This window comes from Deinococcus pimensis DSM 21231 (genome assembly GCF_000519345.1).
Lineage (GTDB): Bacteria > Deinococcota > Deinococci > Deinococcales > Deinococcaceae > Deinococcus_A > Deinococcus_A pimensis.
The window spans coordinates 36145-50493 of the sequence record NZ_KI912652.1 but is presented as its reverse complement, the minus strand read 5'-3'; the positions used below and the strand labels follow the sequence as shown (position 1 = coordinate 50493).

13 protein-coding genes and 1 tRNA gene are annotated in these 14349 nt (G+C 70.4%); 9 read left to right on the top strand and 5 right to left on the bottom strand.

What is annotated here, in order from left to right:
- Positions 1–56 precede the first annotated feature (56 nt).
- The 4 genes from DEIPI_RS0114515 to DEIPI_RS0114500 form a co-directional block, all read right to left on the bottom strand.
- Positions 57–1184, bottom strand: a complete 1128-nt coding sequence (locus tag DEIPI_RS0114515) for a peptidase C39 family protein (RefSeq protein ID WP_045234384.1) — start codon at positions 1182–1184, stop codon at positions 57–59.
- A gap of 33 nt (positions 1185–1217) precedes the next feature.
- Positions 1218–2243 carry an alpha/beta hydrolase gene (locus DEIPI_RS0114510; protein WP_027482237.1) on the bottom strand — a complete coding sequence of 342 codons (1026 nt, stop codon included), beginning with the start codon at positions 2241–2243 and terminating at the stop codon, positions 1218–1220.
- 69 nt (positions 2244–2312) lie between these two features.
- Positions 2313–2969 carry a hypothetical protein gene (locus DEIPI_RS0114505; RefSeq protein WP_027482236.1) on the bottom strand — a complete coding sequence of 219 codons (657 nt, stop codon included), beginning with the start codon at positions 2967–2969 and terminating at the stop codon, positions 2313–2315.
- An 88-nt stretch (positions 2970–3057) separates the two neighbouring features.
- The gene (locus DEIPI_RS0114500) at positions 3058–4017 is read right to left on the bottom strand and encodes a tRNA dihydrouridine synthase (RefSeq protein WP_027482235.1); all 960 of its coding nucleotides are present in this window, start codon (positions 4015–4017) and stop codon (positions 3058–3060) included.
- A gap of 260 nt (positions 4018–4277) precedes the next feature.
- Here DEIPI_RS0114500 and DEIPI_RS0114495 point away from each other — a divergent pair, with 260 nt between their 5' ends.
- From DEIPI_RS0114495 to DEIPI_RS0114460, 8 genes are all read left to right on the top strand, one after another.
- Entirely contained in the window at positions 4278–4778 is a 501-nt protein-coding gene (locus DEIPI_RS0114495; RefSeq protein WP_027482234.1) for a GNAT family N-acetyltransferase, read from the top strand.
- A 251-nt stretch (positions 4779–5029) separates the two neighbouring features.
- Positions 5030–6244: a saccharopine dehydrogenase family protein gene (locus tag DEIPI_RS0114490; protein WP_027482233.1), complete on the top strand. Its 1215-nt coding sequence runs from the start codon at positions 5030–5032 to the stop codon at positions 6242–6244.
- A 126-nt stretch (positions 6245–6370) separates the two neighbouring features.
- Positions 6371–7549 (top strand): carboxynorspermidine decarboxylase, encoded by a 1179-nt coding sequence (gene nspC / locus DEIPI_RS0114485; RefSeq protein ID WP_027482232.1) that lies wholly within the window; start codon positions 6371–6373, stop codon positions 7547–7549.
- Between the two features lie 192 nt (positions 7550–7741).
- Entirely contained in the window at positions 7742–8512 is a 771-nt protein-coding gene (gene argB / locus DEIPI_RS0114480; protein ID WP_027482231.1) for an acetylglutamate kinase, read from the top strand.
- Between the two features lie 116 nt (positions 8513–8628).
- Positions 8629–8702, top strand: a tRNA-Gln gene (locus DEIPI_RS0114475).
- Positions 8703–9017: 315 nt separating this feature from the next.
- The gene (locus DEIPI_RS35600) at positions 9018–11642 is read left to right on the top strand and encodes a C1 family peptidase (RefSeq protein WP_052351742.1); all 2625 of its coding nucleotides are present in this window, start codon (positions 9018–9020) and stop codon (positions 11640–11642) included.
- Between the two features lie 23 nt (positions 11643–11665).
- Positions 11666–12373 carry a hypothetical protein gene (locus DEIPI_RS0114465; protein ID WP_027482230.1) on the top strand — a complete coding sequence of 236 codons (708 nt, stop codon included), beginning with the start codon at positions 11666–11668 and terminating at the stop codon, positions 12371–12373.
- Between the two features lie 84 nt (positions 12374–12457).
- The gene (locus DEIPI_RS0114460) at positions 12458–13420 is read left to right on the top strand and encodes an NAD(P)H-binding protein (protein ID WP_027482229.1); all 963 of its coding nucleotides are present in this window, start codon (positions 12458–12460) and stop codon (positions 13418–13420) included.
- Here the strand turns inward: DEIPI_RS0114460 and DEIPI_RS0114455 are convergent.
- Complete coding sequence (locus DEIPI_RS0114455; RefSeq protein WP_027482228.1) at positions 13415–13702, bottom strand: hypothetical protein; 288 nt, start codon at positions 13700–13702, stop codon at positions 13415–13417. The genes DEIPI_RS0114460 and DEIPI_RS0114455 overlap by 6 nt on opposite strands.
- 442 nt (positions 13703–14144) lie before the next feature.
- On the opposite strand from DEIPI_RS0114455, the gene DEIPI_RS39960 reads away from it, so the two are divergent.
- Positions 14145–14349, top strand: a 205-nt coding sequence (locus DEIPI_RS39960; RefSeq protein WP_045234372.1) for a hypothetical protein, incomplete at its 3' end; no start/stop codon positions are given.

The window sequence follows — 14349 nt, the reverse complement described above, 5'->3', positions numbered from 1 at the left end:
CGGGGAGTGAAGAACGGGAAGGCGGGGGCGTCACGGCGCCCCCGCCTTCTTTCACCTCACCCGCGCGTGATCACGTAGACCGTGCCGCCCGAGTGCGTCAGCCACAGCTTCTCGAGCGTGGCGCGGTCGTAGACGCGGCGCACCTCGGCGTCCGTGCGGCCCGCCGGGTCGTTCACGACGACGTTGCCGCGCGCGTCGAAGCCCACGATGACGATGAGGTGCCCCTCGGACTTCGGGATGGGCGCGTTCGGGAGCTCGCCCGCGCCCCAGCCGAGGCTCATCACGACCGGCACGCCCGCGAGGATGTGGCGCTCCACGTCCGCGAGCCCGCCGAGCCGCGTCGCGTACGCCGTGAAGCCGCGCGACGCGGCGAAGGCCGCGTTGAAGGCCCAGTTGCCGGTGCCCTCGTACTGCGCGTCGTACGTGCCGCGCGCCGCCTCGGGCACGGTCACGTCGTGGCCCCAGTACGCGAGGACCATGCTCACCGAGGTGGGCGAGCACCAGCCCTCCCCTTCCGGGAAGACCATCTGCGAGCGCGCGGGCACGTTCAGCACGCGCCCCCACGCGGCCCGCTGGGCGCCGCCCGTCGCCACCTTCGTGGGCGAGGTCGCGGTGAAGGTCACGAGGCTCACCTCGGGCGAGACGCCCGCCCTGCTGCTGCTGAGCCGCAGGCGGTACTGGTAGCGCGTGGCGGACCGATTGAACCGCACGACGTCCGTGAGGACCTTCGCGTCCGCGTCGCTCTGACCGTCCACGCTCGCACGGCGCGGCCCGCCCGCCGGGGCGTCCCAGCTGAACCACGTGCCGTACGAGTAGTAGCGCGTCCAGCGCCCGCCGATCTCGGCACGGACCTCCAGGCTCACCCAGGTTCCCTCGGGTGTGACGGCGTTCCAGGAGGGCAGCAGTTCCGTGAAGGGCGCGCTCGTCATGACGACGGCGGACTCCAGCGTGCCGGTCCGCACGCCGTTCGCGGCGGGCGCTTCCGGGGAGAGGCGCAGCGTGTCGCCGGTTGTGACGCCCGAGGCTCGCCCGAGACGGAACTCGGTGGGGGTGGAGCGGACGAGCGACGGGACGGACGGCAGGACGTTGGTCACGGGAGCTCCTCTTGCGCTGCCCGCGAGCGAGATCGCCAGCAGGGCGGCCAGGACGCGTGCGGTCACGGCGGTGTTCTTCGGTCGGGGCATCTTCACGTATTGTTCAGGCTGAGCGCCCCCGGTTTATGAGAGGTTCGGCGCGTCCTCACCGAGGACGTACAGCAGCGCCTCCGGCAGGGCCGCGCGCCACGTCACCCAGTTGTGCCCGCTGGCGTACTCCCGGTACTGGTGCCGCACGCCCGCGTCCGCGAGGGCGCCCGCCATGCGCCGGTTCGGGGGCAGCAGCCACTCCGTCACGCCGCAGTCGAGGCTGACCCGCAGGTGCGCGGGCGACGCGGCCTCCACCGACTCGCGCAACCACTCCCCTGCCCGCACGGTGTCCGCGACGTCCCGCAGGTCCGGGTGCGCGATGAACGCGCCCGAGTGCGTCACCACCGCCGAGAAGAGGTCCGGGCGCGACGCCCCGAGGTACAGGCTGATCAGACCGCCCAGCGACGCGCCCCACAGCCCGCGCCCCGCCGCCTCGCGCGAGACGGAGAAGTCCGCCTCGACGCGCGGCAGCACCTCCGCGAGGAGGAAGTCGAGGTACGCGTCGTTGAGGTAGTACTCCACCGTGCGGTCGCCGGGCTCCACGAACACCAGCACGGCGGGCCGGACGAGTCCCGCCGCGACCGCGCGATCGAGCAGTTCCCCGAGGCGACCCGTGCGGAAGAACGCCACGCCGTCCTGCACGAGGAACACCGGGTACGTGACGGACGGGTCGTACCCCGCCGGGGTGTGTACGTACGCCCGCCGCGTGCCCGGAAAGACCCCGCCCTGCCACGCGAGGCGGTGCGTGTGGCCCACCACGGGCGGCATCGGCAGGTCCCACAGGGGGTGGCGGGCGTACGTGCCGACCTCCACCGCGCGCGGGTACGACCACCACGGGTTGAGGCTCTTCCGGTCGTTGTCGGGGTCGGCGAAGGGCTCGCCGTCCACGCCGAGCCAGGCGTACTCCGTCCAGCTGTCGCGCGGCAGCTCGACACGCAGGGGCGCGCCCGTCACGGGGATCGCGGCGCGGCGTTTCCAGTCGGTGAAGTCCCCGACGAGCGCGGTGGCGCCCGCGGGCGGGGTGAAGATCGCGGTCCTGCCTTCGACGGTGACGGCCATGCGGGGATTCTACGCAAAGCGGGGGGAGGGACGGGAACCGAACCTCCCGTCCCTCCCCCGCTCCGGAGCTCAGCGGAAGTCGGAGAGGACCGCCTCGACCTTGCCGAGCGTGAACACGACGGAGCAGCCGAACAGGCCGTTCTCCCCGGACGAGACGACCGCGCGGGCGCTCGCGACGTTGGGCGTGTTGGCGCCGCCGTTCTTCGTGAGGACGCCGATGGCCGCGAGGGTCTTCGCGGCCGAGTCGGAGCTCACCGACACGTCGCCACCGCTGATGGCGTATTCGGAGGACGAGCCCACGCGGGTGAGCGTCATGGAGGCGTCGACGCCCTCGCTGATCTCGACGCGGGACGCGGCGTCGCCCTCGTTCTGCACGCTGACGGCGAAGGAGTCGAGCTTCAGGGTGATGGTGTTCGGAGCGGTGACGCAGCCCGGCAGGGAAGCGCTCGCGAAGGTCGCCTTGAGTTCGATGCCGGTCGGCTTGACGTTCAGGGGCAGGCTGGGGAACGCGAAATCGTCGAACGCCGCGCCGGTCGGCGTGCTGTACGAGATGCTCGTGCCGACCCGCTGAACGGTCGTGAAGGGCGCGTCCGCCGCGAGCGACTTGCCGCTGAGCGAGTTCATCTCCACCGTCTGGGCGGGAATGAGGTTGCCGACGACGCTCCCGCACGAGGCGAGCGAGGCGACCGTGACGGCCAGAAGGGAGAAACGCAGGGCTTGCTTCATGAGAAACCTCCAGGGAACGAGGACGCGAGGTCGAACGTCCTCAGCTTACCCTCAAGCTTTCCTCATGCGATGTGTGACGTCCGACCGCTCAGGCGGCGCTCCCCACGCTGTCCGCCTCGCCCACGATCCGCGCGAGGTCGTCCAGCGTCTCCACCCGCACGAGCGCCTCACGCCACTCCGGACGGTGCGGGAAGTACAGGGGCAGCACCTTGCGCAGCGGACGCAGGGACGCGCCCGGCCCGTAGAAGTCCAGGAAGAGCCGCGCGTGCCGCAGCGCGCCCGCCACGCGGTCCGCGTGACCCGCCCCCTCGCCGCCCGCCGCTTCCCGGAAGAGCCAGGGGTTGCCGACCGCGCCGCGCCCCACCATCACGCCCGCCACGCCCAGCGTCCGCCGCGCGTGCACGTCCGCCGCCGACACGACGTCCCCGCTGCCCACCACCGGCACCCGCACGCTCGCCGCGACGCGCGCCACCGCCTCCCAGTCCGCCTCGCCCGTGTAGCGCTGCGCCGCGGTGCGTCCATGCACCACCACGAGGTCCGCGCCCGCCGCCTCGAGCCCCAGCGCCACGTCCACGCTGACGTCCGCGTCCCAGCCGAGGCGGATCTTCGCGCTCACGTCGCACGACACCGCCCGCCGCATCGCGCTCACGATCGCGTACGCCACGCCCGGCGTCTGCAAGAGGCAGCTCCCTCCGCGCCCACGCACCTTCGGCACCGGGCACCCCAGGTTCAGGTCGATCGCGGCGGGCGCGTACAGCGCCTCCACCCGCGCCGCCGCCTCGGCCACCACGTCCGGGTCCGCACCGAAGAGCTGCACCACCCGGTCTCGCTCCCCCACGAAGGGCCGCCCCAGGTCCAGCGTCGGGTCGGGACGGCCCTCCCGCGCGCCCAGCACGCCCTGCGCGCTCATCATCTCGCTGACCGTCCACAGCGCGCCCTGCTCCGTCGCGAGCTGACGGAACGGCGCGTCCGTGTAGCCCGCCATCGGCGCGAGCACCGCGCCCCTCCGGGCGAGCGCCGCGCGGTAGAAGCCACGTCCCCTCGTCATCCCGGCGAGGCTAGCAGATACGTCGAGGCCGCATCGTCGCCGCGCCCACGCGCCGTCCACGCGGGCCCTCCCGGCGCCCGTGGTGGCGTTTCCACGCGGACAGCGTCCACGACGCGTAAACTGGCCATAAGGAAACCCCCACACGCTCCCCGAGCACCTTCCCTATACTGTGGGCAGAACGGGAACCCAGGCGTCACCCACGCCCCGACCAAGGCCGGGGCCAAAGCACCGGGAGTTCCGCAGGGAGTGAGGAGAATCGCGTGCTCGATACCCAACCGATGGCGCCGCACCACGCTCACCGACTGCACGACCTGTACGCCTCCACGCCGCAGTACTTCGCGACGCTCGGCACGCCCATCCCCAGTCCCCACGAGGTGGCCCGCGAGGTGGAGCTCGCGCTGCGCGACCCGCGCCGCCGCCTCGAACTGCTCTACGACGGTCCCCAGCTCATCGGCTGCCTCGACTACAAGCTGCACTACCCCGCGCGCGGCGACATCACCATCAACCTGCTCCTCATCGCCGGACCCCACCAGTCCCAGGGGTACGGCGGCAAGACCCTGCAGCACTTCGAGGAGCACCTGCCCGCCGGAACGCGCAGACTCCTCGCGAGCGTCCTCGGCAGCAACGAACGCGCCGCGCGCTTCTGGCAGCGGCACGGCTTCACCTTCGCCATCGACGCGCGCCCCGTCATGGAGTGGTACGCCAAACCCGTGCACAGCACCACCGCCCTGACCGTCGGCGCCAAACTCTCCAAGATCTGAGGCCGCCCCTTCACGGCCCGGTCCTCGGGGCCGGGCCGTCATCACGTGTCTGTGTTCTCGGGTGTGGCCGTCCGCGTTTGGCTGCGTACGGACCGGAGCGGTCCGGTGCTCATGTGTGGGCCGCTCAGGCGTCTCGGTGGACGTTGGGGTGGCCGTCGAGCTTTTGGCGGCGTACGGACCGGAGCGGTCCGGTCCTCAATCCTGCGCCGTCGTCACGTCTCTGTGGGTGTTGGTGTGATACCAAGGAAGCCATGAGTCGAGTGATGATCATCGGCGCGGGCGGCGTGGGCAACGTCGTCGCCAAGAAGTGCGCCCAGAACGACGAGGTGTTCACGGAGATCATGATCGCGAGCCGCACGAAGGCGAAGTGCGACAAGATCGCCGAGGAGATCAAGGTCACCTTCCCGCGGAGCCGCACGGTCGTGACGACCGCGCAGGTCGACGCGGACGACGTGCCCCAGCTCGCCGCCCTCATCCGCGAGTACGCCCCGGCCATGGTGATCAACGTGGCCCTCCCCTACCAGGACCTCACCATCATGGACGCCTGCCTGGAGACGGGCGTGCACTACCTCGACACCGCCAACTACGAGCCGCGCGACGTCGCGAAGTTCGAGTACTCGTGGCAGTGGGCGTACCAGGACCGCTTCCGCGAGGCGGGCCTCATGGCGCTCCTCGGCTGCGGCTTCGACCCGGGCGCCACGAACGTCTTCACGGCCCACCACGCCAAGCATCACTTCCAGGAGATCCAGTACCTCGACATCGTGGACTGCAACAACGGCAACCACGGCAAGGCCTTCGCGACGAACTTCAACCCGGAGATCAACATCCGTGAGATCACCGCGAACGGCCGCTACTGGGAGAACGGCGACTGGGTCGAAACGCAGCCGCTGGAGATCAGCCAGGACATCTACTACCCGAAGGTCCAGACCCGCAAGAGCTTCGTGCTCTACCACGAGGAGCTCGAAAGCCTCGTCAAGAACTTCCCCACCATCAGGCGCGCACGCTTCTGGATGACCTTCGGCGAGGCGTACATCAAGCACCTCAGCGTGCTCGAAGCGGTCGGCATGACCTCCATCGAACCGATCGACTTCCGCGGGCAGAAGGTCATCCCGCTGGAGTTCCTCAAGGCGGTGCTGCCCGCGCCCGAATCCCTCGCCGAGAACTACACCGGCCAGACCTGCATCGGCGTGCAGGCCAAGGGAATCGGCAAGGACGGCAGGGAGAAGGTGCACTTCGTGTACAACGTCTGCGATCACGCCGAGACGTACCGCGAGGTGCAGGCGCAGGCGGTGAGCTACACGACGGGCGTGCCCGCCATGATCGGCGCGATGCTGATGCTGCGCGGCGACTGGATGAAGCCCGGCGTGTACAACGTCGAGGAGTTCGACCCGGATCCCTTCGTCGCGGCGATGAACCGCTGGGGCCTCCCCGTGGACGAACTGGCGGGCATCGAACTGGTCAAATAAGTTGTAGAGACACGCCGACGCCCCCTCCTCTCAAGCGCCCACCTCTCGTGGTGGGCGCTCTTTTCGTGCGGGCGAAGTGTTTCGGGGACACGAAGGCACCCCGCGCGGCGGCGTATTCTGGGGGACGTGACTGTCGCCCGTACCCCTGTCCGTCCTGTCGAGAGCATCGACTGGCAGAGCATTCCCAGCCCCGCCTTCGTCCTCGACGAGGGCCGCCTGCGCCGCAACCTCGAACTGATCAAACGCGTCTCGGAAGAGTCCGGCGCGAGCGTCATCGTGGCCTTCAAGGGCTTCGCGACGTGGAGCAGCTTCGATCTGGTGCGTCAGTACGTGCCCGGCGCGACGGCCAGCAGCCTGAACGAGGCGCTCCTGGCTTCGCGGGAGATGCGCGGCGAGGTGCACGTGTACGCGCCCGCCTACAGCGACGAGGACTTCCCGCGTCTGCTGGAGCTCGCGCATCACATCACCTTCAACTCCTTCTCGCAGTGGGAGCGCTTCAGGCCGCAGGTGCAGGCGGCTCGCGCGGCGGGCCGCGAGGTCGGGGTGGCGATCCGCGTGAACCCCGAGTACGCCGAGGTCGGAACGGCCCTGTACAACCCCAGCATGCCCTTCTCGCGGCTCGGCGTGACCCGCGCGGAGTTCCGCGAGGACCTCCTCGACGGCGTGGACGGCCTGCACTTCCACACCCTCTGCGAGAACGACAGCGACACGCTGGAGCGCGTCCTGGAAGTCTTCGAGGAGAAGTTCGGCGAGTTCCTGCCGCGGATGCGCTGGGTGAACTTCGGCGGCGGGCACCTCATGACCCGCGAGGGCTACGACATCGATCGGCTCGTGCGGATCGTGCGGAACTTCCGCGAGAAGTGGGACGTGGACGTGATCCTGGAGCCCGGCAGCGCCTTCGGCTGGCAGACCGGCTGGCTGGTGTCGAGCGTGCTGGACGTCATCCGCAACGAGAAGGACATCGCGATCCTCGACGTGAGCGTCAGCGCGCACATGCCGGACGTGCTGGAGATGCCGTACCGCCCGAACATCCTCGGCGCGGGCGAGGCGGGCGAGCGAGCGCGCACGTATCTGCTGGGCGGCACGACCTGCCTGTCGGGCGACGTGGTCGGCGAGTACAGCTTCGACGCGCCCCTCAGGCCCGGGGACCGCGTCGTGTTCGACGACATGATCCACTACACGATGGTGAAGACGACGTTCTTCAACGGCGTGAAGCACCCCGACATCGGCATCCTCGGCGAGGACGGCCGTTACCGCGTGGTGCGCGAGTTCGGGTACGAGGACTTCAGGAACAAGCTCTCGTAGAGACGCGTCACCGCTCCAGGCAGAAGCGAGCGGCCGTCCGCGAGCGTACGACGCCAGACGCGGACGGCCACTTCCAAGCGTGTAGAGACGCGCCACTGCCCCAGCCAGAAGTCCCGGTCCGTACGAGGCCGGGTGAGGACATCCCGAAGCGACCTGCGCCGATCACCCGGCGCAGGTCGTAAGCTTGACACCATGATCGTCAAGTACGGCGGCAACGCCATGAAGTCGCTGGAGTTGCGGCGCGCCGTCGCGCGGGAGATCGCGGCGCTCCGGGAGGAGATGCCCGTCGTGGTGGTGCACGGCGGCGGACCCGTCATCGAGGCGGCGCTCGCGGAGCGCGGCCTGACGAGCGAGTTCCGCGAAGGGTTGCGGGTCACGCCGCCCGGAGCGATGGACGTCGTGGAGATGGCGCTCGCGAAGCTCAACAAGGAACTCGCTCAGGACGTGGGGGCAGCCGTCGGCCTGATGGGCCGCGACGGGCAGCTGCTCGTCGGGGAGGTCCTCGATCCCGCGCTGGGCCGCGTCGGCCGCGTGACACGCGTCGGCGCAGACCTGCTGCGGACGCTGATCGGGGTGGGCGTGACGCCCGTGGTGGGCTGCGTCGCCGTGGACGAGGACGGCAACGCCCTCAACGTGAACGCGGACCTCGCGGCGGGCGCCGTGGCGGGCGCGATGCGTGAGGGCGTCGTGTTCCTCACGGACGTGGACGGCGTGTACCGCGCGTACCCGGACCCCGCGAGCCTCCTGCCGACCCTCACGGCGCGCGAGGCGCGCGAGGGCATGCGGGAAGGCTGGATCGCGGGCGGCATGATCCCGAAGGTGAACGCCGCGCTGGAGGCGCTGGATCAGGGCGCGCCCTTCGCGGTGATCGCGAGCGGCATGAAGGCGGGCGTGCTGGCCCTGGCGGCGCGGGGGGAAGCGGGCACGCGCCTCGTTCCCGATGGCCCGCCCGCCGTTTCTTGACCACCCCGGGGGGCGCGGCTATACTTCCAGTGCCCGTGAGAACCCGGGCTTCGTGTCACGTCCCGGGCGGTAGACTGAAGTCGAGCTTCGCACGGCAGGAGCCTGCCCTCCAGCGGTGGGGCATCGTCTAACGGCAGGACAGCGGTCTTTGGAACCGTCAATCGTGGTTCGAATCCACGTGCCCCAGCCAGCCAGGGAACCCCGCCTCACGGCGGGGTTCCCGCGTTCGTGTCTTCCCGCCGGATGAGGAGACGCCCAACCTCCCTGAAGGACGCTCAAGCTCGCGTGTCTCACGGGGCTGAAACGATGAGAATGTTCCGCTTCCTTCGTGCCCGCGTCTTGTGGACAGCGACGGCACCGCGACAGGACACCCACCGAGGCCGCGCCGCGCGGCGAACGACGTTCAGGACCCGCGAGTCGGGTCCGGGAGATCGACGCGTCGCCAGGAGCGCCGTGCCGATCTCCGGGCGGCGTGCCCTCTCCCGCTGCCCGTGGGAGGAACACCATGAGCCGGTGCCTGCTGTCGATTCCGCTCGTGCTCCTGCTGGCCGCGTGCGGCGGTTCGCCGTCCGCGCCGACCCCGCCGCCCGACCTGTTCACGGAGGCCAATGCCTGGAAGGACCCCTTGCCGCCGGGCGCGGAGCAGGTCGGCGCCGACGAGTTCGCGCGTGGCATCGCCAGCGGCGAGGACACGCTGACCAGCACGGCCGCCGTCGCCGCGCGGAAGGCGGCGCGCGAGCAGCAGTACCGGACCGACCGCGCCGAGCTGGAGGCCGTGACCAACCCGTCGCCGGGCCTCAGGGCGCTCCTGTCCGACACGTCGTCCATCACGCAGTACGAGGGCGAACGTCCCGTTCGGGTTCCCGACGGGCAGACGATCGTCCTGTTCGGAGCGGGCACCGAGGTCCGGGACGCCGTGGAGACCGAGCGGCGATCGCGGGACGTCGGCAACGCGCTCGCGGACTACCGGCTCAGCTACACGCTGCTGCCCGACGCTCTCCGTCCGCAGGCGCCCACGCCCGAGAGCCTGCAGGGGCAGTCCCTGGAGGCCGTGCGCGCCGCCCTCGCGCAGCTCGACACGCTGCTGGGCTCCGCACCCGTGAGCCTCGGGCCGGCCCGGCTCGAAGCTCGCGCCGTGGCCCCCCAGGCCATCGCCCCGGGCAACGGCACGGACAACAACGGAACCTGCACGCCCACGAACCTCGTGGCGCGGTACTGGTTCCCCCTCAAGAACTTCGTCAGTCCCGTCAAGAATCAGGCGGGACGGGGCACCTGCTGGGCCTTCACCGCGATCGGCGCGCTGGAGAGCCGGGAGCGCGTGCAGAACGACAACCGGGTCGACCTGTCGGAGCAGTTCCTCGTCAACAAGGTCAAGCAGGACTGGGACGCCAGCGACTACACCGACGGCTACTGGAGCGAGCGGGCGCTCGACACGGCCGCCGCGCGTGGGCAGGTCTTCCCGAGCGAGAGCGGCTGGACGTACAACCCGGCGAGCAGCCGACCGAACGTTCCCGACGGTGACGCCGCCGCGTACGCGAACACCTGCAGCGGCTACACGGGCACCTGCTCGGACACGGCGCACCAGAGCCGTCAGCGCTGCACCACCGTCCTGATCGCGACGTTCTGCAGCTTCGTGCGCGTCACGTACACGGGGGCGGGCGTGACGTCCAGCACGACCCTGCAGGTCTGGAAGAACGGCGACCGCTTCGACCTCAACCGGCTGCGCCGCTACCTCTGGCAGGGGTACGTGCTGCTCGCGAGCTTCCCGGTCTACAAGGGCTTCATGGACGACGTGGGGGCCAACGGCGTGGTCAGCAACTACGCCCGCACCCGGCTCGACGCGGCGGGCAAGGAGGTCGACGGGTCGTACGGCGGGCACGCGGTGCAGATCGTGGGGTTCCTCAGCAACCAGGACCTGACGAGCGTGGGCGTCACGCCGAACGTCGGGGGCGGCGGGTACTTCATCGTGAAGAACTCCTGGGGCTGCGCCAACGGGGACGGCGGCTTCTACTACGTGCCCGCCGACTACGTGAGCGGCCTCTTCAACTCCCTCAGCGTCCTGAACTTCGACGCGCGCCGCAGCGACGCGTGGACGCGCGAGCAGGCCACGCCGGGCGGCTCGGACCCGCCCGTGGTGCAGATCCGGACAGGCACGGTCACGGCGGACCTGCGGGTCGAGAAGGACCTCACCTCGGCCTTCCTCGTGTCGCATCCCGTCGCGCGCAGCGTCAACCTGCGCGTCACGTCCGACCGGGACGGCGTCCTGCTCGACGGGCCGTGGAGCACCGACCGGACCGCGCTGTTCGGCTCCACCCTGAAGTCCACCTTCGGCAGCGTGGGCGCGCGGGTGCTGACGCTCGTCGCGCGGTACGGCTCGCGCGAGGCGACGGCGAGCTTCACCGTGAACGTCGTGAACACGCCGCCCGCCATCTCGCTGCCCGTGACGGGTTCGCCCGCGCAGGGTGTCGCGTTCCCGCTGACGGCCGTGATCACCGATCCGAACGAGTCCGACGCGGCGGGCCTGTGCGCGCGCACGACGTGGTCGGTGGACGCGCCGGACGTGGTGTCGCCCGCCACGGGCTGCCAGGTGAGCGTCACCTTCGGCACGACCGGGAACCGGGCGGTGCGGATCTCCACGAGTGACGGCGAGGGCGCCCCGGCGAACCAGACGTTCACGCTGAGCGTGCAGCCGCCGCCCGTCGATCCCTACCCGGTCATCTCCGGAGGAGGGGTGTCCTCCCGGCAGTTCGTGCCGCTCGGGAACGGCTTCATCTGCGGGGCGGCCCCGGTGGGCACGGGCGCCACCATCGACCTGCGCGAGAAGGGCTGCACACTGACCGGCGCCCAGCCGCAGCGGTACTTCGCGCAGGTCACGGTCCAGAATCCGTCCGGTGAGGCGCTCCGGTACGACTGGACGCTGTTCGTCACGGAGGACGCGGGAGAGCGGGTCCTGTACGGCAACGCGGGCTCGACCAGCGCGACCTTCGACCTGTTCCCGTGGGGCAACTCGCTCTCGACGACCGGACCCTGCCGCGTCGCGGTGACCGTCCACGCGCCCGACGCGTCGAGGGACAAGAGCCAGACCGTCTGGACGGGGCGGTGCACGTACTACGTCGCCCGGATCAACTGACCGGACGTGAGAAGGAGGCGGATGTGAAGAGGAAGCTGCTGTTGGCGCTCGTGGCGCTCGGGACGGTCGCGCTGGCCGCGACCACCCGGCTCAGCCTCGTCGTGAACGGTGAGGTGTCGTCCGAGAAGGCCATCGTGGTGGACGGGAAGACGTACGTGCCGGTGGCGGCGCTCAGGGCCCTCGGCGTGAACGCCACCACGAAGGGCGCGACCCTGACGCTCTCGACGGGCGCGGCGAGGACCGCCGCCCAGGGCGGCGCGAATCAGGTCACGGCGCTCGAGGGCTGCCTCGGGCAGACGTTCTTCAACGGCGTCTGGCGCTTCCGGGTGGTGTCGGTCACACCGATCCGCCTGCCCGACGCGGGAAGCCCGGACATTCCCGGCTGGGTCGTGAACGTCGAGGTGCGCAACGGCACGAACAAGAACCTCAGCATGATGAGCGCCGGGTTCGGATCGGACCCCTTCACGCGCTTCGCGCTGGTGCTCCCGGACGGCAACACGCTGAAGGTCGACCAGAACGACATCCTCAAGGCGTGGAGCAAGGAGCTCGTGCCGGGCGGCGTCATGACGTTCACGATCAACTACTCGTTCGAGCGGGGCACGCCCGTGGAGGGCGCGCCGCGACCGACGAAGTTCCTCGTGCAGATGGACCCGAAGATCCCGGACTACGTCGGGGTGAAGTTCGCCGTCCCCGACCCGAGCGTACGCGTGAGGCTCGACTGCACGAGGTGAGGACGCCTCGATCACGCCTCGATCACCCTGTCTTTCCTACGGTGCGGTCAGCGCGGGCCGCCGCCCGCACCGGGGAGGAACAGGATGAAGAACGCCGATTTCAGGCAACCCAGGCTTTCCGTTCGCGCGCGCACGCTCGGTCCCGTCCTCGTGGTGGGCGCGACGGGCGCGATCGGTTCGGAGGTGGTGCGCGCCCTGCTGGAGCGCGGCGCGGACGTGCGGGTGTTCGTGCGGAGTCCCGCGAAGGTGGCCGCGCTGCCCGCGCGGGTGGAGCGGGTGGTGGGCTCGCTGGAGGACGAGGCGGCGGTCGCGCGGGCCGTGCGGGGCGCACGCGCCGCGTTCTACGTGTCGCCGCACGACGCGCAGGACGAGCGCCTCTCGGAGACCTTCGTGGGTGCCTGCGAGCGCGAGGGCGTCCGGCTGGTGTTCGCGGGCGTGCACGCCGACGGCCGCACCCGCGCGGCGCGCGCCCTGTCACGCGCCCTGTACGCGCTGCTGATGCCGCACTACCGGGGCAAGTTCCGCCTCGCGGAGCGGGTGCGGACCTGCCGGGCGGACCCGGTGGTGCTGATCCCCGGCAACTACTACCAGAACGACGACCTGTGCCGAGAGCAGCTGCTCTCGGGGACGTACCCGCTGCCGCTGCGGGGCATCACGCGGGTGGACACGCGCGACGTGGGCGACGCGGCCGCGCGGGCACTGCTGGACTTCTCCGTGCCGTCCGGCGCGTACGCCCTGACGGGGCCGGAGGCGCTGAGCGGGGAGCAATCCGCGGCGAACTGGGCGGCAGCGCTGGGCCGCGAGGTGCGCCACGCGCCCGACATCCACGTCACGGACGCGTTGCTGGACGCCGCGTACGGGGGCCGCAAGGCGCTCGACTTCCAGAAGTCGTACCGTCTGCTGGGCCGCTACGCCGCGAAGGTGACGCCGCGGGAGCTGCGTCAGACGGAATTCCTGCTGGAGCGCGAGCCGCGAACGCACGCGCAGTACGCGCGGGACACGGTGGCCGCGTGGCGCCGGGAGGAGCGGGAACCCGTGGCGTTATAGGGCGGTCGCCAGCTCCGCGCGGGGACGCCGTCCGAGCCGGGAGAGGTCGGCGTCGACCGCGTCGAGGCGCGCGTGCAGCGCCTGCAGGTCCTGGGTCAGGTGCGGCCCGTGAGGCCACTGGGTGATCAGGAGGGTTTCGAGGGCTTCGTGGATGGCGTCGAGTCTCCTCAGCGCGAGGTCGCGCGCCGCGCGGTCGGTCGTCTGGAGCCGCGTGAGGGCCTGGAACGTGACGAACACGTGGCGATACAGGTTGTCCAGGAGAATTCGGGACTGCGCATCCATTTGATTCTCAGGGTAGGAGGTCCAGCCTGACTCGACCTATGAGCAAGCATTAAGACACTGGAGCGCGTCTTGAGCATACCCTTCAATATTGAGGAGACGACCCCATCGAAGTGCGGTGTTTTACACGCGTGAGACGCGCTCGTTCGTGATGATCCCGACATGAGCGACCGGACGGCGCTCGAACCTGAAGACGCGGTCATGACGGGCTCACGGTGCCGCGGGGCGCATGAGCTTCAATGAGGTCAGCGGAAACGCGCCGCCCGACATCATCACCTCACTGACGTACCATCTGCACGGCCCCACCTATTGAGGGGCCGTTTTTCATGGTTCGAACGTGCCGTCCGTTCTCATCATGGTCCGGTCACGGCGCGCGCCGTACGCTTCCCTCACTCCACGGGACGACGCGGGAACGCGTGACGAGCCCGTGGGACGGGAGGCCCACATGAACCGAAGGAACGAGACCGCGCTGCCCTTCAATCCGTTCGCCCTCGCCGAGTTCGCGACGACGCTGCGTGGCGAGGTGCGCCTCGTGGACGACACCTGCGAGGCAGAGGGCGCGGTCGTCGTGGCGCGTCCCCTCGACGAGGCGGGCGTGGGCGTCGTGACAGCCTTCGCGCGGCGCGCGGGCGTGGGCGTCCGCATTCTCG